Source organism: Acinetobacter sp. NBRC 100985 (assembly GCF_000241225.1).
GTDB lineage: Bacteria > Pseudomonadota > Gammaproteobacteria > Pseudomonadales > Moraxellaceae > Acinetobacter > Acinetobacter venetianus.
Map to the genome: position 1 here is coordinate 32,292 of NZ_BAEB01000004.1, position 19,782 is coordinate 52,073.

At 39.8% G+C, this 19,782-nt stretch carries 17 protein-coding genes; 7 read left to right on the plus strand and 10 right to left on the minus strand.

Features of this window, described 5'->3' with window-relative positions:
* Positions 1-35 precede the first annotated feature (35 nt).
* The 6 genes from ACT4_RS01155 to ACT4_RS01180 all read right to left on the minus strand — a co-directional run bounded on the left by ACT4_RS01155 (position 36) and on the right by ACT4_RS01180 (position 7,374).
* Complete coding sequence (locus tag ACT4_RS01155; RefSeq protein WP_007478958.1) at positions 36-2,015, minus strand: ATP-dependent helicase; 1,980 nt, start codon at positions 2,013-2,015, stop codon at positions 36-38.
* Between the two features lie 117 nt (positions 2,016-2,132).
* Positions 2,133-2,705: an HdeD family acid-resistance protein gene (locus tag ACT4_RS01160; RefSeq protein WP_007478960.1), complete on the minus strand. Its 573-nt coding sequence runs from the start codon at positions 2,703-2,705 to the stop codon at positions 2,133-2,135.
* A gap of 180 nt (positions 2,706-2,885) precedes the next feature.
* Positions 2,886-3,644, minus strand: coding sequence for a hypothetical protein (locus ACT4_RS01165; protein WP_004876699.1), 759 nt, complete (start codon positions 3,642-3,644; stop codon positions 2,886-2,888).
* 90 nt (positions 3,645-3,734) lie between these two features.
* Positions 3,735-6,374, minus strand: a complete 2,640-nt coding sequence (gene topA, locus ACT4_RS01170; protein WP_007478962.1) for a type I DNA topoisomerase — start codon at positions 6,372-6,374, stop codon at positions 3,735-3,737.
* Between the two features lie 33 nt (positions 6,375-6,407).
* Positions 6,408-6,857, minus strand: a complete 450-nt coding sequence (locus ACT4_RS01175; RefSeq protein WP_004876695.1) for a hypothetical protein — start codon at positions 6,855-6,857, stop codon at positions 6,408-6,410.
* 154 nt (positions 6,858-7,011) lie between these two features.
* The gene (locus ACT4_RS01180; protein ID WP_007478965.1) at positions 7,012-7,374 is read right to left on the minus strand and encodes a helix-turn-helix domain-containing protein; all 363 of its coding nucleotides are present in this window, start codon (positions 7,372-7,374) and stop codon (positions 7,012-7,014) included.
* Positions 7,375-7,473: 99 nt separating this feature from the next.
* Here ACT4_RS01180 and ACT4_RS01185 point away from each other — a divergent pair, with 99 nt between their 5' ends.
* Complete coding sequence (locus ACT4_RS01185) at positions 7,474-8,484, plus strand: zinc-binding alcohol dehydrogenase family protein (RefSeq protein ID WP_007478966.1); 1,011 nt, start codon at positions 7,474-7,476, stop codon at positions 8,482-8,484.
* A gap of 54 nt (positions 8,485-8,538) precedes the next feature.
* Here the strand turns inward: ACT4_RS01185 and ACT4_RS01190 are convergent, their stop codons facing one another.
* Positions 8,539-8,784 carry a SlyX family protein gene (locus ACT4_RS01190; protein ID WP_007478968.1) on the minus strand — a complete coding sequence of 82 codons (246 nt, stop codon included), beginning with the start codon at positions 8,782-8,784 and terminating at the stop codon, positions 8,539-8,541.
* Positions 8,785-8,816: 32 nt separating this feature from the next.
* Between ACT4_RS01190 and ACT4_RS01195 the strand changes: the two genes are divergently transcribed.
* Positions 8,817-10,718 carry an ATP-binding cassette domain-containing protein gene (locus tag ACT4_RS01195; RefSeq protein WP_007478969.1) on the plus strand — a complete coding sequence of 634 codons (1,902 nt, stop codon included), beginning with the start codon at positions 8,817-8,819 and terminating at the stop codon, positions 10,716-10,718.
* Between the two features lie 40 nt (positions 10,719-10,758).
* On the opposite strand, the gene ACT4_RS01200 is transcribed toward ACT4_RS01195, so the two are convergent.
* Both ACT4_RS01200 and ACT4_RS01205 read right to left on the minus strand, forming a co-directional pair.
* Positions 10,759-11,304, minus strand: a complete 546-nt coding sequence (locus ACT4_RS01200; protein WP_171054755.1) for an O-acetyl-ADP-ribose deacetylase — start codon at positions 11,302-11,304, stop codon at positions 10,759-10,761.
* Between the two features lie 133 nt (positions 11,305-11,437).
* The gene (locus ACT4_RS01205) at positions 11,438-11,980 is read right to left on the minus strand and encodes a DUF4334 domain-containing protein (RefSeq protein ID WP_007478971.1); all 543 of its coding nucleotides are present in this window, start codon (positions 11,978-11,980) and stop codon (positions 11,438-11,440) included.
* Positions 11,981-12,189: 209 nt separating this feature from the next.
* Between ACT4_RS01205 and ACT4_RS01210 the strand changes: the two genes are divergently transcribed.
* A complete protein-coding gene (locus ACT4_RS01210; protein ID WP_007478972.1) occupies positions 12,190-13,125 on the plus strand; it encodes a lauroyl acyltransferase in 936 nt (311 codons plus the stop codon).
* A 265-nt stretch (positions 13,126-13,390) separates the two neighbouring features.
* Here ACT4_RS01210 and ACT4_RS01215 read toward each other — a convergent pair whose 3' ends face one another.
* Positions 13,391-14,500: an endonuclease/exonuclease/phosphatase family protein gene (locus ACT4_RS01215; protein ID WP_007478973.1), complete on the minus strand. Its 1,110-nt coding sequence runs from the start codon at positions 14,498-14,500 to the stop codon at positions 13,391-13,393.
* Positions 14,501-14,689: 189 nt separating this feature from the next.
* Between ACT4_RS01215 and asd the strand changes: the two genes are divergently transcribed.
* From asd to ACT4_RS01235, 4 genes are all read left to right on the plus strand, one after another.
* Complete coding sequence (gene asd, locus ACT4_RS01220) at positions 14,690-15,808, plus strand: aspartate-semialdehyde dehydrogenase (protein ID WP_004876674.1); 1,119 nt, start codon at positions 14,690-14,692, stop codon at positions 15,806-15,808.
* A gap of 142 nt (positions 15,809-15,950) precedes the next feature.
* Entirely contained in the window at positions 15,951-17,435 is a 1,485-nt protein-coding gene (locus tag ACT4_RS01225) for a FimV family protein (RefSeq protein ID WP_007478976.1), read from the plus strand.
* Positions 17,436-17,494: 59 nt separating this feature from the next.
* Complete coding sequence (locus tag ACT4_RS01230) at positions 17,495-18,757, plus strand: hypothetical protein (RefSeq protein ID WP_007478977.1); 1,263 nt, start codon at positions 17,495-17,497, stop codon at positions 18,755-18,757.
* Positions 18,758-18,801: 44 nt separating this feature from the next.
* Positions 18,802-19,776 carry an asparaginase domain-containing protein gene (locus tag ACT4_RS01235; RefSeq protein ID WP_007478978.1) on the plus strand — a complete coding sequence of 325 codons (975 nt, stop codon included), beginning with the start codon at positions 18,802-18,804 and terminating at the stop codon, positions 19,774-19,776.
* The last annotated feature ends 6 nt before the right edge of the window (positions 19,777-19,782 follow it).

Sequence of the window (19,782 nt, forward strand, 5' to 3'; positions counted from 1 at the left end):
CGTCAGTGAATCAACAACGATTGAATTGAGCTAGTTTAATCGAAATCTATCCCAAAACCTAAATTGATTGTCGTCGAACGAGAACGATTGGCTTGTCCATAAGCACGAGGAATATCTCGATGAATCTGAACATCAACCAAATGCTGAGGCAAATTATTTAAAAAATAACTTTCTATTTTTCGCCCTAACTCATCGTATTGATCCTGTGACCATAAATTCAGATTCTGCTTGGTCAAAATTAATTCATTTTCAGCGCGAGTTAATGCAACATACAGGACGCGTCGCTCCTCCTCTACGTCATCAAAATCACCTTGCGCTCTGGCATGTGGGTACTGATTTGGAGAGACATGAGGAACATAGCAAACTTTCTGCTCCGCACCTTTGGCTGAATGAATGGTAATCAGTGTGACAAGGTCTTGATCAGGTGTTTTATCAATTTCCGAAATAGAAATTGGATCAAGTACATACTCTTCTAAAAATTCACCTAAAGCACTATGTTTACGTGCCAATTGTTTGACCAAATCAAAGTCTTTAACACGACGAGACCAATCTTTGGTTTTATAATTATTTTCCAATTGCTCAGCCAATGCATCTAAGGCCAAGCCAATACAAGCTTCGACATGCTGTTGTAACACATCCAGTTGCATCAAGATCAAAATGGCTTGTTGTGGTACTTTGCCATGTCGTTCTAAACGCTGACAACGCGCCTCTATATCAGGTAGCTGAATCAATTCTTGTGCTAACTTACTTGCACCGACATCCCCTACCCCATCCCAAAGCGTGAGAAAACGCATCCAAGCCAAATCATCCTGTGGATTAACACTTACGCGTAATAAACTCAAAACATCTTTAACATGCGCCGACTCAAGTAGTTTCACACCACCAATGAAGCGATAGGGAATATTTGCTGCAATCAGCGCACCTTCCAAATATCGCCCACTAAAGCCCGAACGCAATAACACCATGTGTTCAGCCCAAGCTGCCCCTTGTAGATGACGACGATTTAGATCTTGAATAATCCAATTTGCCTCTTCAAACTCATTACTCAAGATATGCAGTTGAGGTTTTAAGCCTTTGCCTCGATAGGCTTGTAAATGTTTGTCATAACCAATTTGGCTTTGATCAAGCAACCAATTGGATAAGTCTAAAATACCTTGAGTTGAACGATAGTTCATTTCCAATGTAAGCACGTCAGCATCAGTAACACGCGCTTTGAAATGATGAATATTTTCAAAGTCAGCACCACGAAACCCATAGATTGACTGTGCATCATCACCTACACAAAACAATTTGACCTTCCCGACTAAAGGCTGTAACAACGCCCATTGCAACGGATTGGTATCCTGCATTTCATCGACTAAAAGTGCTGAACAGAAACCAGTGACCCATTTCACTAACTCAGATGAATTTTGTAGGTGTACGGCAACGATCGCTAAGATATCATCATAATCTAGAAAATTACGCTCTTGCTTACGCTGCTCATAAGCTTTCATCAGTTCAGTAATTTGCGCTTTATACTCTACAGCCTGTGGTAGTTGTTCAACTAAAGCATCCGAGAGTTTGGTTTTAGTGTTACGTGCATACGAATACAAATCACATAGCTCTGCTGCTTTAGGCAGCACATTACCTTTATCTTTACCACGTAATAATCGGAACATCAGCAATTGATCATCACGATCAATGATACTAAATTGTGTAAGACCGAAAGCGCGTGGATTACGGCGTAGCAGATACATACAAAAAGTATGAAAAGTGGATGCACGTAAGCCCTTAGCCTGCTCACCCATATGTTGCTCAACACGCGTAATGATTTCACTCGCTGCGCGGCGGGTAAAGGTCAGAATTTGAATCTGTTGCGCAGGTAGTCCCTGATCAATTAAATACGCTGCTCTTGCCACAATCGTTTTGGTTTTACCACAACCTGCTCCTGCTAAGACTAAGCAGTTTTGCACAGTGGTTGTTGCAGCCTGTTTCTGTTGTGGATTCAGTTCATCAATTAGCTTGGCAAGCGTCATAAAATCGATCAATTATAAACGAAACGTTATTTTAACAGACTCAGACACTTGATATGTTTCTGATGACTTAAAAACAAAAAGAGCATGTAAACACATGCTCTGAGGCGATCTAAATATTTAAATAGTAGTAGAACTATGAGGAAGCTGCTTAATGGCACTAGCAAAGGTCAAATAATTAATCCCTTGGAATAAAATATCAATCGCAAGAAACATACCTAATACCCAGAAAGGTGAATCAGGCGATGACAGAATTAAAATACCTGTTAGTAACGTCAAGATACCTGAAAATAACACCCAACCCCATCCAGAAATCGGTCTGAGAATAAAAGCATTAACAGTACGAATGATACCCGCAATAATCAAAGCAACTGCCAAAAAGCTGGTAAGTACGACCGCGGTAATCACAGGCGTAGTAAACGCAAAATAACCCGCCACGATGTATAAAACACCAAACAAGGCCCATAACCAACGTGTACCGCCTTTAAACACCATAAATGCAGCGACAAAATGTAAAATACCACCCAACATCATCAGTACACCGAATAAAAGTACGGCAGATAATGTTGCAAATGGCAGCGCCGCTAAAAGAACCAAACCAAAAACGACCAATAAGACACCTAATAACAGATACCACTTACGATCAGCATGTAGCTGATTACGAATGAGGTCATTACCCACAGTTTTCATCATTATTTACTCTTTTATCATCAATGTTATATTTATATATTGAGCGCCTTTTACAGTAAATTCTGTATAAGGCATGTTGAGAATTAATGACGGAATGTCAGAAAAATCTGTGTTTTATTTCAGTTTTTTTATTTTGTAGCAATCATTTTAAATAATATGGATAAGTCCAGATTTATCCACAGTTCATTTAATCCAGCCTACTTCTTGTGCAGTTATTACGCTGATCACGGTCTGCTCTAAGTTCTGCGGCATTTTGCTTTTTTGCGCTGATAATGGGATACGTCCACCCATGATTTCAGCTTCAGTCTGCGGATACAAAGGCTGTTTATCTGCTTGAGCATAGCCAATTGGAAAAATAGGTTCACCCGTATTTAAATTATATTTATCCGTTGCGCCAAAACCATGTAGCAGCTCATGTACTAAAACGACATTGTTCTGCTCGACTTGTTTTTGTGATGCGAATAAATTGACTGATCCAATTCGTCCTCTTTCTAATGCCGTAGAGTGTTTTAATTCCCTTGTTTGCTTCGGATCATAATAATTGAGATATAAGGTTAAACTCGGCGATCCATCAATAGATTGATGTTGCTTCCAAGCATAATAGCGAAACTTGAGACTCCATAAGATATTTTTCAAAATACTTGGTTGTTCGGACATTCGTGGGGGCACTGTGTGTAGCTCTCGCCCAATTTGAATCATGAAATAACTACTTTGCCCACGATACTGTCGACTATTTTCTTCTAAATATTGTTTTACATCAGCAAAGTCAGCTGACTGTAATTGTTGAATATATTGTTGTGTTGAAGCCAAACCATCTGCATTGATCGGGTGTAAAAGAATATTAATGGGTTGATTCCAGTTTTGATTTTGATCGCGATATGCATTTACTGCAACGATCAAAAGCACGACCAATAGACATGCTACTCGGATATTTTTCCACATTTTTAAATTCCCCACCCAACAATTGATTTTTTAATTTTGTTCTATAAAAAAATGCTAGCAAGTTGCTAGCATTTTTTGAATATTTCTACTTTAGGCTTCCACCCATTTTCCATCTTGGAAAACTAAGCTCCACTTGGTTTGCTTACCTTCTGCTGTTTCAGAACCTACATATTGCGCTTGGTTCTTACGACTAAATTTCACTACAGTTGCATTTCCTTCTGGGTCAACATCAGGCGCTTGCAATAAGAACTGATATTTAGGATCAAGCTGATCTGCAACACTTCGCAGCTCCGCAACTTTTGGTGCGCGTGTCTCACGAATTTTCGGGAATTTACTTGCCGCCAAGAATAGACCTGCTGCGCCATCACGTAACACGAAGAAATCATCATGCTTGGTTGAGCGTAGATGTTCCATTTTGATTGGATCAACACGTGGTGGCGCAGGCTGACCATTTTTTAATACTTTACGTGTGTTATCACAGCTAGAACAAGCGAAGTATGGACCAAAACGACCTGTTTTCAACTGCATCTCACCATCACATTTATCACATGGAATGGTTGGGCCATCATAACCCTTGATTTTGAATTCGCCTTCTTCAAGCTCGTAGCCATCACAATCAGGGTTATTACCACAGACATGAAGTTTACGACCACCATCAACCACATAGCTATCCATTGCCGTCCCACACTTAGGACAACGATGTTTGGACATTAAGTCTGCAGTTTCTGCACCATCATCATCTGATAATGCTGCTAAAGATTCTACAGGGGTTAAATTGAGCGTACCTTTACAACGTTCTTTTGGTGGCAAGTTATAACCAGAACATCCTAAAAACACACCTGTCGTTCCTGTACGGACTTGCATTGGACGCGAACATTCAGGACATGGCACATCTGCAACTTCAACAGGCTGATTACGGCGCATACCGTTTTCACCCTGTGCATTGGTCAAACGCTTTTTAAAATCACCGTAGAATGTATCGAGTAACTCTTTCCAATTACGTTCACCTGTCGCAACGCGGTCTAACTGTCCTTCTAAATCTGCTGTAAAAGCATAATTCATCAGGTTGTTAAAACTTTCATCCAAACGATCAGTAACGATCTCACCCATCTTTTCTGCAAACAGACGACGGTTTTCAAGCTTCACATAACCACGTTCTTGAATCGTCGAGATAATCGCAGCGTAAGTTGATGGACGACCAATGCCTTTTTTCTCTAACTCTTTCACCAAAGATGCTTCAGTAAAGCGTGCAGGTGGTTTAGTAAAATGTTGACTCGGATCAAGCTTCTCTAGCTTAAGCACTTCACCCACTTTCACCGCAGGCAATAAAATATCATCATCAGATTTATTGGCACCACGAACGCGGGTAAAGCCATCAAACACCAAAGTACGACCTTTGGCTTTCAACTCAACATTTGCCGCTTCAACCGTTAAAGTTGATGATAAATATTCAGCTGGTGTCATTTGACACGCAACGAATTGACGCCAAATTAAATCATATAAACGCTGAGCATCACGTTCTACGCCTGCAAGCTTGTCACCCGTCAAAACTACATCTGATGGACGTATTGCTTCGTGGGCTTCTTGTGCGCCTGCTTTATTGCCATAACGATTTGGTTTCGCTGGTAGGTATTTGTCACCAAAGCTTTGTTGAATATGGTTACGTACCATATTCACAGCGTCATCACTCAAAAAGGTTGAGTCGGTACGCATATAAGTAATAAAACCACCTTCATACAAGCGTTGCGCAAGCATCATGGTTTTCTTTACAGAGAAACCTAAGCGTGTGCTGGCTGCTTGTTGTAAGGTTGAAGTGATATAAGGTGCGCTTGGGTTTACCTTAGTCGGCTTATCTTCGCGTAACGCAACTTTATATTCTGCGTCTTTTAATACATTGAGTAATGCATCAGTTTCAGCTTTATTTTTAAGCTTAAGCGTTTTACCTGCTTGTCGAACGGCTTCTAAACGAATGTCATCTTTCTTAGACAAGGTGTCTGCAAAGACTTGCCAATATTCTTCTGGAATAAATGCACGAATTTCACGTTCACGCTCAACAACCAGTTTCACCGCAACAGACTGAACACGTCCTGCTGAAAGTCCACGCGCAATTTTTTCCCACAATAGTGGTGACACCATGAAACCAACAACACGGTCAAGGAATCGACGTGCTTGTTGTGCATTTACACGGTTTAAATCAAGACGCGTTGGCTGTTTAAACGCTTCTTGAATCGCATTTTTGGTAATTTCGTTAAATACAACACGATGGTAACGACTGTCATCACCGCCAATCACTTCACGCAAATGCCAAGCGATTGCTTCCCCTTCTCTATCCAAATCCGTTGCGAGATAGATGGCATCGGCATCTTTAGCGAGCTTTTTTAATTCAGCAACAACATTTTCTTTACCTGGAAGCACTTCATAATGTGCAATCCAATCATGTTCAGGATCAACACCCATACGGTTGATCAATGCACTTTGAGCTTTTTCAGCTTTTTGTTCTTCTGTCAGCTTGGTTCGTGTAGCTGGCTTCTTTTCTGTTGATTTTGCACCGCCACCTGTAGGTAAATCACGTACGTGACCGACCGATGACTTCACAACAAATTGTGAGCCTAGATATTTATTAATGGTTTTCGCTTTTGCAGGCGACTCCACAATCACTAAGGCACGTTTATTTGCAGCAGATGTTGAAGCTGCTGTGCTTTTTGAAGCAGAGCGTGGGGTATTCGCCATAATTAAAAAAAATTCCTATGATCAATCAAAGAATTAGCGCTTCGCCAATTCATGTAAATAAGCTTTCATATCGTCAAGCTGTGTCGCTCTCAGGTCTGTTTCTTCATCCCAATAAAGCCCGACACAGTTAGCCTGCATATCAATAGCATAAACTCCTGTTAATGCAATGGGTAAATCATTAAATTTCTGATCACCTTGCACCACTTGTAGCTTGCCATCAACCACTCTTGCTCGCATCAGCGCTAAGCGTGCATCTGGAATTAGCACACTATAATAAGCCACCATGCTGGCACGTTTTTCTGAAGCCATTGGAACTTTTGTCCATTCTGGAGCAACAATTAAACGTGGATGTAGTCCCATTTTTCGCGCTTGATCACGCATTAATCCAAGTGCTTTTTCTCTCGGACTTACACGCAAGCCAAAAATCGAACCCAGTACAAAAAGTACAATCGCAACCGTTATCCAAATTCCAATATTACTCATAATGTCGCCCAAAACATCCTTTTATTAGCGTTACATAAGTTGAATAAAAAAGGCAAGTTACAACCTAAAAATATTACTCAATTCATTTATAAACTAGAAATCGATCTATTTATATAAAATGATGCGGCATCATCTATAACTGCTTAGATTTATTTTATTCAATTGAAGCGATTTTACCGAACTGATCAATGTGGGTATCTCCCCAACTTTTTAGAGCCAATAAAATATGCTCTAAACTATGGCCAAAATCAGTTAAACAATATTCAACTTTAGGGGGAACCTGAGGATAGACCTCACGGTGAATAATGCCATCTTGTTCTAACTCACGAAGTTGATTGGTCAACATTCTCTGTGTAATAGAAGGAATACGTTTTCGAATTTCGTTAAACCGTAATGTACCTTCATTCAATAAATGCCAGAGAATAACGCATTTCCACTTTCCATCAATCAAGCTAATGGCGGCTTCAACAGAACAACCAGGTGAGCAATCAAAACTCGAATGTCGTGCTTTTGCCATACAACAGTATCCTTTTTGACACTATGAGCGTTATTTGTGTGTAGTCACATAATCTAAGCTTACGCTAAGCTCAAATTCCGAACAAGAGGAATCACCATCATGAAAGCTGTGGCATATCAAAAAGCAAGTCCTATCTCATCTACAAGTGCGCTCATTGATATTGAAATTGATGCACCAACCGCACAAGGTCATGACTTACTCATTCGCGTTCAAGCAGTTTCTGTAAATCCAGTTGATACCAAAATTCGTCACAACGTAAATCCTGAACACAATCAATGGAAAGTTTTAGGGTGGGATGCTGTCGGTGTCGTCGAAGCTATCGGCGAGGCAGTAACATTATTTAAAGTTGGAGATATTGTTTGGTATGCAGGCGCACTGAATCGTCAAGGTAGCAACAGCGAATTGCATTTAGTGGATGAACGTATTGTTGGTCATAAACCAAAGTCGATCGATACTATTGAAGCCGCTGCCTTACCTTTAACTGCAATCACAGCATGGGAAATGTTGTTTGATCGTTTAAAAGTACCGACTTCATCACCTTTAAATACCACTATCTTGGTGATTGGAGGTGCTGGTGGTGTAGGCTCAATTACTATCCAATTACTCAGGCAATTAACTAATTTAACAATTATAAGTACTGCCTCTCGTCCTGAAACAGCCGAATGGGTCAAACAGCTCGGTGCAGATTTTGTTTTAGACCATCGTCAACCCTTAGCAGAGCAAATAACCAAGCTCGGTCTAAATGCACCAACGTATGTATTTTCGACCACCCAAACCGATCAACATTTACCTGATATTGCACAACTAATCGCCCCTCAAGGACATTTCGGCTTGATTGATGACCCTGAGCAATTAGACATTAAGCCCTTTAAATCAAAGTCAGTGTCGATTCATTGGGAATTTATGTTCACACGATCAATGTATCAAACTGAAGATATGATCAAACAAAATGAGCTGCTTAATCAAATTTCAACACTTGTAGATGCTGGTAAAATTAAAACCACAGTAACCCAAGTTTTATCTCCGATTAATGCAGAGAATCTAAAACAAGCACATCAACAAATCGAAAGTGGCTCAACGAAAGGTAAAATCGTACTGCATGGTTTTTAATATTAAACTGTCAAATAAAAGACAAAATATGGCAAGTTTCACGCTTGCCATATATTAATAATGCGGCGGTTTATTACTCATCGGATCAAAAGGTGCAATTCCTTCAGATAAATCGGAAGCTTCAACACGTTGATACAAAATTTGCATTTGTTTTTTTAAATCAGCGATTTCTTTGGTCTGAATTGCCAATTGTTGATTTAACTGTTCAACTAAATCATCTAAAAATGCAATTCGGACTTGCAAATCTTCAATGGGTGCGGAAAATGACGCGTGATCATCAAAATTATGTTGTTTAGTCATTTCAGACCTCATCTGAACTTTTAGGAAACATTATGGCCTATATTACTTTAAGGGATGTCCATCTCGCATTTGGCGGACCTGCCCTACTCGACGGCGCGCACTTTAATCTAGAACGTGGCGAGCGAGTCTGTTTGATTGGCCGTAATGGTGAGGGTAAGTCTACTTTATTAAAACTGATTGAGGGAAGTTTATTGCCCGATACGGGTGAAGTTTCGATTCAAAATGGCTTAACTGTTTCTATGTTAGCCCAAGATGTGCCGATGGATTCAGGCAAAGTGGCTGATATTGTTGCTGATGGTGCAGGCGAAGCTGCAACAGTTCTCAAAGAATACCATGAAGCAAGTGATGCCTGCGTACTCGGCGATATGGACGCTTGTGATCGTATGGGTATGTTGCAACATAAACTCGATCAGCTTGATGGTTGGGCGCTTGAAAACAAAGTAAATACTATCTTAGGTAAAATGGGACTAGACCCAAATGCCGATTTGGCAGACCTTTCAGGTGGTCGTAAGCGCCGTGTACTACTTGCACGTGCCTTGCTGACTCAGCCAGATGTATTACTACTCGATGAGCCAACCAACCATTTAGACGTTGAAAGTATCGAATGGTTAGAGAAATTCTTACTCGATCAAAACAATCTCACACTACTGTTCATTTCGCATGACCGTTCATTTGTTGACAGTATCGCAACACGTATTGTGGAGCTTGACCGAGGTATTTTGCGTGGTTACGAAGGTAACTATTCACGCTATCTCGAACTCAAAGCGCAGCAAATGGAAGCAGAAGAAAAACAAAATGCTTTATTTGATAAAAAGCTAGCAGAAGAAGAAGCGTGGATTCGTCAAGGCATTAAAGCGCGCCGTACTCGTAATGAGGGACGTGTTCGCGCATTAAAAGACCTACGTGAACAATCTAAAGCTCGTCGTTCGCAGCAAGGCAAAGTAACGATGGCGGCACAAGAAGCCAATCGTTCAGGGAAACTCGTTTTTGAAATCGAGCACTTAAGTGTCAGCTATGATCATAAACCATTGATTAAAGACTTCTCTGCAATTGTACTCCGTGGCGATCGTATTGGCTTAGTTGGTGATAACGGTGTCGGTAAAACCACCTTGATCAAAGCCATCTTAGGTGAAATTGAGCACGGTGGATCAGTAAAAACTGGTACGCAACTTGAAGTCGCCTATTTTGATCAATTACGTAACGCACTCGATCTTGAAAAAAGTGTGATGGCAAACGTTTCAGAAGGTTCTGACTATGTTGATGTCAATGGAAACCGCCGCCATATTTACAGTTATTTACAAGACTTTCTATTCTCACCTGAGCGTGCGCGTACACCTGTTAAAGCACTTTCAGGTGGCGAACGAAATCGTATTTTATTGGCGAAACTGTTACTTAAACCATCAAACTTAATCGTGATGGATGAGCCAACCAATGATCTCGACATGGTGACTTTAGAGTTGCTTGAAGAATTACTTTCAGAATACAAAGGTACGCTATTACTGATCTCGCATGACCGTGCATTTATGGATAATGTCGTGACTTCAACATGGGTATTCGATGGCAAAGGTAACATTGATGAGTACATCGGCGGTTATCAAGATTACTTGGAGCAACGCCCAGATCAAAAAGTCGTAGATCAAAAAAGTGATGTAAAAAAAGCACATGCCAAAGCTGAAGCTGCGGCAGCAACAGCTGCACCAAAAAAAGTAAAACTCAGTTACAAGGATCAGCGTGAGCTAGAACAGCTCCCTGCTGAGATTGAAAAACTAGAAACGGAACAAGCTGAACTATCAGGAAAATTAGCAGATGGTTCATGGTTTGTTTCGGATGCCAATGCCGCAACTTTAGCAAGTCAACGTTTAGCAGAAATTGAAGAATTATTGCTAGAAAAATTAGAGCGTTGGGATGAGTTAGAAAACGCATCTAAAGGATAATTAAATCATCGAGCACCTGTCATCGACACAGGTGCTCGATTTAAATGACGACAATATCTTCTAATTTAAGCTCATCTTTGACTACTTGATACATATTAAAATTTTCCTCATCAAAACAGACAAATATAACCTCTTCTACACTTCGCCCATTTCTAAGCTCATCAGCAATGCTTGTAAATGCAATCTGTGCTGCAAGCTGTTTAGGAAAGCGATAAATACCAGTTGAGATATTTGGAAAGGCTACACTTTTTAATGCCAAAGCTTCAGCTAACCTAAAACTGTTCCGATAAGCATTTTCCAATAATAAAGCCTCATCGTGTTGTCCATCGACCCAAGTGGGTCCAACGGTATGAATGACATATTTCGCAGGCAAATTTCCCGCTGTCGTCATCACCGCTTCACCAACAGCACAACCACCCTGTTTTGCTCTTATTTTTTGACAATCTGCCAAAATCGCTGCGCCGCCTTTTCGGTGAATTGCACCATCTACACCACCTCCACCTAAGAGAGAAGTATTGGCTGCATTTACAATCGCATCCGTAGCAATTTGAGTAATATCACCTTTGATTATTTTTATCGTTTTCAAGATTTGCTCCCATTTTGTAGTCATTGATATATCGACAAAAAGCATGCGCTTTATCTTTTTAGATTTAAAAAGTGTAAGTACAACTTGATCTCAGATTCAATTTGCAAAAGATAAATCCTCACAGAGAGTTAGATTATTCAAAGCCAAGCGAACTTTGATTATCGCGTTGCAGAATAAAAAAATAGGGCTGAGCTTGCTGTTTTAGATCCATCCAGCCTAATACGGTATTCTCATCTATTTTTCGAAACACATCGTGAATGGGCTTTTCATCATAAATCATTGTTGCCGATATTGTCCCTCGAAACTCAGTCATTCTTAAACGTGCTTTACTGTCTTTAGTTTTTAATAGTTTCAAAGCACCAGCTAGATACTTACTGTTATTTTTCAGAAGGCTAAAATCAATATTTAGAGGCAACCATTTCGGATCAAGGAAAAATAATGCTGTTTTCTTCGCATTGAGTATCACTAGCGGATATACCGTTTCCTGATCAATAAATAGCTTCCCATACCAGCTTGCCAGCTCCAATAGTCCATTCATCTGATGACCTGTTACTACCTCAAATCCTTTCCAGCGACCATACATAAATGAACAGTCAACCCCATCTAATTGATCATAAAACTCGATCATTTTCTGAACATCGACTTTCTTTCCTTGTGATATTTCCTGAATATTCATCATCCCTTCCCTTTTTGTTTTATTGATCCTCAACTCAATCTGGATTGAGTCTGGTGTGATCTGCATTGTATTACAGCTAAAATAAAGGCAAAGAACTTATCATTCAATTTCCGCCGAGTAGCAGCCGAACAAAAACTTGTTGGCATATTATCAGGCTTACTTCATGCTACACTGCTGCAAAATTTAACATCATCCACGCATCTAAGTTTATGAGTCAAAAACAGCCTTATATTCCTGGCGAATTTCAATGGGAGTTTTTACTTCCTAAGTATTGGAAAATTTGGATCGCCATTACTTTTCTTATGTTATTGGCAATTTTGCCATGGGCAATTCAATGGCGCTTGGCACATGGTTTGGCAGCGTTGTGTTGGCATTTGCTTAAATCGCGCCGCAAAACAACACTAAGAAATTTAGAGCTTTGCTTTCCTGAATGGTCGGCTGCTGAAGTTGAAGCACAAGCAAAGCAAGTCTTTGTCGATATGATGTTAGGTGTATTTGAAACCTTAAATGCTTGGTATTGTCCAAAATGGTTTAAAGGACGACATAGCATTGAAGGCTTAGAACACATTACAGAAGCAAAAGCACAAGGCAAAGGCATATTACTGTTAGGGACACACAGTACGCTGCTCGATGCAGGGGGTTATATATGCGCACAATATTTTGACCCTGATGTGGTTTATCGCCCTCAAAATAATCCGATGTTAGATATGCTGATTTATCGTTGTCGTGCCACGATATACCAACAACAAATTGATCACGATGACATGCGCGGCTTAGTCCGTCGTTTAAAAGATGGTGGCGCGATTTGGTATAGTCCTGACCAAGACTTTGGCTTGAAACAAGGGGTTATGGCACCATTTTTTGGTGTCCCTGCGGCAACTGTTACCGCACATCGCCGTTTATTAAAAATCTCAAAAGCCGTTGCGATCCCACTGTATTTTTATCGTTATGGTGATATTCGCAATCCAAAATACAAAGTACTGATTGAGCCTATGGTTGAGAACATGCCAAGCGAAGATGAGGTTGAAGATGCCATTCGCATCAATAAAATCATTGAAGCGCAGTTACGTATCGCACCAACACAATGGATGTGGTTTCACCGTCGTTTTAAAACGCGACCTGAGGGTTATGAAAAGATCTATTAAAAAATTAAAACCCGAGTTTCGCATCCTACGAAACTCGGGCAAATGAGGTTGTGCTTTCACATTTTTTATTATCTTGCGTCCATCGCATGCATCATATCCATAATGCTTTTCCATCTCAGCGCTAGCTATCCTTAGATCGGAATTCCATTCCTGCTTCCCTGTGCTGATGTATTTAGAATAAACCTTTTGGTCTTACTGGACTATTCGCTGTAGGACTAAATCCATGTACGATATTGCTTACATCAGGGTTGTTTAATCAGCCAGCCTATTTATAAGGTTGCGCTAGCTCATCAACAACCATTTTTTCTTCCTTTTCGGCCTTTTCAATCCCTTCCTGAATAGCATCTTCAGCTTCTTCAGCATCAGATGGTGTTTCGTCTAGTGATTGCTGTTGTTGTTCAAACACCTTACCTGTTTGCAGTACCACATAAATCGGAAAGTGATCTGAACCAATATGAGACAAGCGTTTCATTTCAACTAAACCAAAATCTGTACTATGAAAAATATGATCTAAAGACCATCTTAATAATGGATAGTCGGCATGAAAGGTATTCATAAAATATCGACCAACACGTGGATCAAGTAAGCCGCTGATGCGTTGAAATAATCGCGTCGTCCTAGACCAAGCCACGTCATTCAAATCCCCCATCACGATACAACTTTCATCTAAATCTTTAATTTGATCCCCAACGATTAATAATTCAGCATCTCGCAAAGTTGAATCTTTCGCTTCAGTGGGACTCGGTGGTTTAGGATGTAAACAATAAAGTTGAACTTGTACACCTGAACGCAACTCTAAGCAGGCATGTATTGACGGAATTTCATCGCTTAAAATAAATTTAATTTCTGATTCCAACAAAGGAAGCCGACTATATAAATGCATTCCATATAAATTATTTAATGGGACTGCAACTTTATAGCGATACTCTTGTTCTATAGGCTGCAATGCTTTCTGCCACAACTCATCTGATTCAAGCGTTAATACAATATCTGGTTGTAACTGGTAAATATGCTGGAGCAGCAATTCATACTTGTCATTTGGTGTAAGCACATTCGCAACCAGCAACGAAATCTGCTGTGATTCATTTAACTGCTGTTTAGTAACGTGTTTAACTTGTTTTTTCCAAATCGGCGTATAAGGCAAAACCATTTTTAATTGGTAAGCAACAGCCGCAATTAACCCAACTAATAATAGCTCTCTGAATAATGTCCACTCGGACTTAATCAACAACAAGCCAAGTAATGTGACTAAACCCACTGCTAATATTTGTAATCTTGGAAAATCAGCTCCTCGAAACCACCATTCATCTCTAGGAATCAGTGACCATAAACTCAGCCAAATAACTACTACTGCACAAATCTCAATCCATATCATGTTAATTTTACTCTTGAGGATAGAGGGAATTTATTAATAAAGTTATGGCTTTATCAATTTTGTATCTAATACAAACAAGTTATTCCACTCAATTAAATTATCGTTTTATTTACGTAAAGCTTGCAGTTGTGGTCGCTTTTGATACACTCAAACCCCTTTAAAGTTTTTTACATACCGAGGCACAATGACATGAAAGTAGGTCTGGTCGGTTGGCGTGGGATGGTTGGTTCTGTCCTTATGCAACGTATGGTTGAAGAGAATGATTTTGCTCATATTGAGCCATTCTATTTTTCTACCAGTAATGCAGGTGGCGAAGCACCTTCATTTGGTGGTAAGACTGCCCCAGCACTTATGGATGCAACAGATATTAAAAGTCTGAAGCAAATGGATGTCATTTTAACCTGTCAAGGTGGCGACTACACATCTGAAGTTTTTCCAAAACTTAAAGCAGAAGGTTGGGATGGTTACTGGATCGATGCTGCATCTACATTACGTATGGATGATGAAGCAATTATCGTTCTTGACCCTGTCAACCTAAATGTCATCAAAGATGGTTTAGTGAATGGCACTAAAACTTTTGTTGGTGGTAACTGCACAGTTTCATTGATGCTGATGGGCTTAGGTTCTCTATTCCAAAACAACTTAGTGGAATGGGCAACCTCAATGACATATCAAGCAGCTTCTGGTGCAGGTGCGCAAAATATGCGTGAACTCATCACAGGCATGGGTTACTTGTACAACAATACTAAAGAATTACTAGACGATCCAAAGTCTGCAATTCTTGATATTGACCGTCAAATCGCAGATTTGCAACGCGGTGAAGGCTTCCCTAAAGCGAACTTTGGCGTGCCATTGGCTGGCTCGTTAATTCCTTATATCGACAAGCAACTCGAAAGTGGTCAGTCTAAAGAAGAATGGAAAGGTCAAGTTGAAACCAATAAGATTTTGGGCAATCAACAAATCGTTCCTATCGATGGCCACTGTGTTCGAATCGGTGCGATGCGCTGTCACTCTCAAGCAATTACATTAAAATTGAAAAAAGATGTAGCACTTGATGAAATCGAAGACATGATTCGTAGCTCTAGCCAATGGGCTAAAGTTGTACCGAATACACGTGAAGCATCGATGACCGATCTTACTCCTGTTGCCGTTACTGGTACTTTAACTGTACCTGTAGGCCGTTTACGCAAGTTAAATATGGGTAAAGAATATTTAGGTGCATTCACAGTGGGCGACCAACTGCTTTGGGGCGCTGCAGAACCTTTACGCCGTATGTTACGCATTTTGGTTGAATACAAGAACGCGTAAGCAAAAAACGATAGAAATCAAAAGCCGATCACATTTGATCGGCTTTTTTTATGTAATCAAACATGAAGAATTTACAATTCATTTACATCACGGTAATGTATACTTTTGAACTGACTATAACATCACTTTTTCATGGATCGAGATGACTGTTTATAACAAATTAAAAATTGCCATTTTAACCATCTTATCTTCGCAACATCTTTATGCAATTACGCTCGATCCTTTACAAATCCAGTCTGCACCTGGCGAATTACTTTATGCTGAAATGAGTTTTCATCAGGCAGATCCAAATGCAAAATTAGAAGTCAGCCTTGCAACACCAGAAGACCTCGTTATGATTGGGGCAGCTCACCAGCCACCATCAGCACTGAATTTCTTTACCCGTCGAAATAACCGAGGCGAAGGTGTCATCGTCATTACCTCTTCTCGTCCTATGACAGATGCTGAACTCAATATTATTATTAAAATACAAGAAGATGGTGCATCACATTTAAAGCACATTAGACAACCAATTCGATCAAACATACAAAAAGTTCAAGCAGCGACAGTAAGTAATGAAAAAACGTTAACGCCTAAGTTTATTGTGAGTGAAAAAGATATTGCTCTCGATTTACCTGAAAGTACTCGCTTTAATACAGCATCTATACCCAAAGAGCCAACTCTGAAACAAGAGAAACTTTTAAATGCTCCGTATGAACTCCCGCCAGCTTTAGATATTGCAACTGATAAAGTATCTGTTTCTGCAGCTATCTCAGTTGTACCATCTCAAGTAGAACAAAGTGTCAGCGCTCCAGTTGCAAACAACGATACACAGCCAATAACGGCTAAAACAGCAACAACTGGACAAAATTCTACAATCCCAACAACCAAAACAGAACTTAAAGAAACTGCCGTTACACAGACCGCAAAAAACGAACCAGTAAATGAAAGTCTTCTTGGTAAAAACCAAGATCAAGATAACCCAGAAAAACTTATTGAGAATAAAGAAGATACTATCGCTGCATATCGTGCTAAAAATAAAGAGCAACCTGTTAAGCAAAAAGCACCTCAAAACACTACACCCTCAGTTTCAGGTGAAAATACTCAACAACAGCATGTCGTAGCACGTAATGAATCTTTGTGGAGTATCGCTCATCGTATTGCGAGTCAAACACATAAACCTGTGTCGCAAGTGATGAACCAAATTAAGGCACAGAATGAACATGCATTTATTGGTGGAAATGCAAACCGGCTTAGACAAGGTTCTCAATTAAATTTCAATCTAGGTAATATCCCGAGTCGTCAAAATCAAAATGTGAATCAGATTGCAGCGCAAACACCTCAACCAGCATCTGGAAAAACAAAATATCGCCTACAACAAGCGGAAATGTCGCTTGTTGCTGAAAGCAATCAAGATTCAAGTACAGGAAGTGCGAAAAAAGACACATTACAGCAAAAAACCAGTACTGACTTATCATTAAAAGTTATGACAGCTCGGGAAAAAACCGTTACATTACAACGAAACGTAACACAGTTAGAGTTGGCACTACGTCAGAAGGAACAGCGAATTCAACTCCTAAATGCTCGACTTGCCGAGCTACAAGAACGGTTGAAAGCGCAGCAGGAAACTAAAAAGCCAACACACTGAATTACGAGAAGATTCTCATAAATTTGCAAAAGCGGCTCTATCTTTAAGGGGTATAGATCATGTCAACTATAATAATTGTACTACTCGTCATCGTATTGGTAGTCGCAATCGTTTTAAAGAAACGTGGTGACAATCAGAATACAGCAGCACCTAAGAAAGGGACTGCTGGAAAAGCAACGAAAAAAGCAACTGCCAAAAAGACATCACGCACAACCTTAGCACGCGAAGAACAAGAAGCCGCTCCACTCGTAACAACTGCAATATCTGACAGTTTACGTGAAAAAATTGAACAACAGATTCAAGAACGAAACTTTCAAGCTGCAGAGGCTCAAATTAATCAAGCGTTAAAGCAAGATAACTCTCAACATGAATTATATTTATTTCTTTTAGATATCCATCTAGCCCAAAAAGATGATTTTGCGATTGATCAATTAATCAAGCATGTTCATGCTTTAAAGCTTGAAGATATTGCTCATGCAGCTGAAGCTAAAAAAAGTGAATACGAAAAAAATAAACAACCAGACTCAATTGATTTTCATTCGAACAGCAGCAACTTTAATCAACGTCCAACAACGACGGAAGCAGCTGCACCGCAAAATAATACAGCAGACTTTGATGCCTTAGTTCAAGCACCATCAAATCAATCTTTTGATGACTTACAAACTGAATACGTCGCGCCAGTCGAAGAAGAAAAACCTGCTGAACCTACACCAGAGGTTCAACCTTTAGACTTTAATTTCTCTTTTGAACAGAAAGAGACGCAAGTTCCTGAGGCATCTCCTACCCCTGTAGAATCTGAAACTACAGAAGTTAAAGAACAAACCCCTCTTGAATTTTCTTTCAGTCTAGAGCCAAATACAGCGACTCCAGAAGAAACCAAAGTTGAAGAAGAAGCTAAGACTGAACCAGATTTCAACTTTACTTTAGACGTAGCACCTGAGCCAACTGAAGCACCTAAAGTAGAAGAAACTCCTAGTCTGGACTTTAGTTTTGAACCAACGACTCAAACACCAGCAGAGAAAACAGAGTTTTCGTTTGACCTTGCTGAACCAACGCCAGTTGCTGCGGAACAAACTACTGAATTCACCACATCAGAAACCGCAACACAAGTCTCATCTGTTGTTAGCAATGATCCGCTTGTTCAATCATTCCCTGGTTTGGAACAACTGAATGAAGCTCAACTGAATTTGGATTTAGCTGAGCAATATATCGAATTAGGCGCTTACGAATCTGCTCGTACTTTATTACAAAACAGTCAGTCTATTTTTGATGCTGATCAACAACAAAGCTCAGAAAAGTTACTGAATAAAATAGCTTCCTGAATTTGATCAGTCTAATATAAGCAGTCTCTAAGACTGCTTTTTTTATGATGAAAAAAATCGCTTTAATCTACATGGGTGGAACTTTTGGCTGTGTTGGCGAACCACTCATGCCAATGCCTGAACAGCATTTTTTACCTTTACTCGAAAAGGTTATTCCGCCACATTTAAATGTAGACTGCTTTGCAGCACCAAGTATCAAAGACAGTAGTGCTTGTACAGCTGTAGATTGGCTTCCTCTCATACAACAAATACAACAACTGCAATTGCAGGATTATCAACATTTTGTAATTATTCACGGTACAGATACGCTCAGTTATGCAGCAGCGACCCTTGCGCGCTTCTTAGCTCAATCTTGCCATGCCATCATCACAGGTAGCCAATATCCTCTACTCAATATCGATGGTAGCGATACCAGAGAGTTCACAGATGCAACTGGCAACCTATATTTAGCGTTAGAACAGGTGCAAGTACTTCCAGCAGGAGTATATCTTGGATTCAATAACCAAGTTTTCCATGCTCAAACCACTCTTAAAGTTCATACTACCGATTTAAATGCATTTGCTGGAGTTGATGCAAACCTAGATTGTAAGACTGCGACCAAAATGCTCGTTGTACAGAATGAACATATTGAAAAAGCCGCTCATTTAAGTGTATTCAATCTAATGCTTCAACCGATTGGACAACTCCAATTACAACAACAACTTGAAAATATCTTATCCAATCCTCCTCACTTTTTAATCTTACAAGGATTTGGTACAGGCAATATCGCAATCAATGATCAACTCATTACATTATTTGAAGCTCTATTTAGCAAAGGATGTATTTGTATCATTAGTTCTCAAGTGACTTTTGGACAATTAGATCAACGTTATGCGATTAGTTCTTGGGTAAATACAGCGAAAGTTTTGGTCAATGATTGTCTAAGCCATGCTGATTTATATGCAAAAGCGCTGCAAATGTATTTAAAATACCCATCCCCTGATCAACGTTTTGATCAATGGAATCAGCATTTATCTTGAGGTTTA

What these genes read in the sequence shown, in the direction of transcription:
- ACT4_RS01155 (WP_007478958.1), bottom strand. Translation starts at nt 2,015, where the DNA reads ATGACGCTTGCCAAGCTAATTGATGAACTGAATCCACAACAGAAACAG.
- ACT4_RS01160 (WP_007478960.1), bottom strand. Translation starts at nt 2,705, where the DNA reads ATGATGAAAACTGTGGGTAATGACCTCATTCGTAATCAGCTACATGCT.
- ACT4_RS01165 (WP_004876699.1), bottom strand. Translation starts at nt 3,644, where the DNA reads ATGTGGAAAAATATCCGAGTAGCATGTCTATTGGTCGTGCTTTTGATC.
- topA (WP_007478962.1), bottom strand. Translation starts at nt 6,374, where the DNA reads ATGGCGAATACCCCACGCTCTGCTTCAAAAAGCACAGCAGCTTCAACA.
- ACT4_RS01175 (WP_004876695.1), bottom strand. Translation starts at nt 6,857, where the DNA reads ATGAGTAATATTGGAATTTGGATAACGGTTGCGATTGTACTTTTTGTA.
- ACT4_RS01180 (WP_007478965.1), bottom strand. Translation starts at nt 7,374, where the DNA reads ATGGCAAAAGCACGACATTCGAGTTTTGATTGCTCACCTGGTTGTTCT.
- ACT4_RS01185 (WP_007478966.1), top strand. Translation starts at nt 7,474, where the DNA reads ATGAAAGCTGTGGCATATCAAAAAGCAAGTCCTATCTCATCTACAAGT.
- ACT4_RS01190 (WP_007478968.1), bottom strand. Translation starts at nt 8,784, where the DNA reads ATGACTAAACAACATAATTTTGATGATCACGCGTCATTTTCCGCACCC.
- ACT4_RS01195 (WP_007478969.1), top strand. Translation starts at nt 8,817, where the DNA reads ATGGCCTATATTACTTTAAGGGATGTCCATCTCGCATTTGGCGGACCT.
- ACT4_RS01205 (WP_007478971.1), bottom strand. Translation starts at nt 11,980, where the DNA reads ATGAATATTCAGGAAATATCACAAGGAAAGAAAGTCGATGTTCAGAAA.
- ACT4_RS01210 (WP_007478972.1), top strand. Translation starts at nt 12,190, where the DNA reads ATGAGTCAAAAACAGCCTTATATTCCTGGCGAATTTCAATGGGAGTTT.
- ACT4_RS01215 (WP_007478973.1), bottom strand. Translation starts at nt 14,500, where the DNA reads ATGATATGGATTGAGATTTGTGCAGTAGTAGTTATTTGGCTGAGTTTA.
- asd (WP_004876674.1), top strand. Translation starts at nt 14,690, where the DNA reads ATGAAAGTAGGTCTGGTCGGTTGGCGTGGGATGGTTGGTTCTGTCCTT.
- ACT4_RS01225 (WP_007478976.1), top strand. Translation starts at nt 15,951, where the DNA reads ATGACTGTTTATAACAAATTAAAAATTGCCATTTTAACCATCTTATCT.
- ACT4_RS01230 (WP_007478977.1), top strand. Translation starts at nt 17,495, where the DNA reads ATGTCAACTATAATAATTGTACTACTCGTCATCGTATTGGTAGTCGCA.
- ACT4_RS01235 (WP_007478978.1), top strand. Translation starts at nt 18,802, where the DNA reads ATGATGAAAAAAATCGCTTTAATCTACATGGGTGGAACTTTTGGCTGT.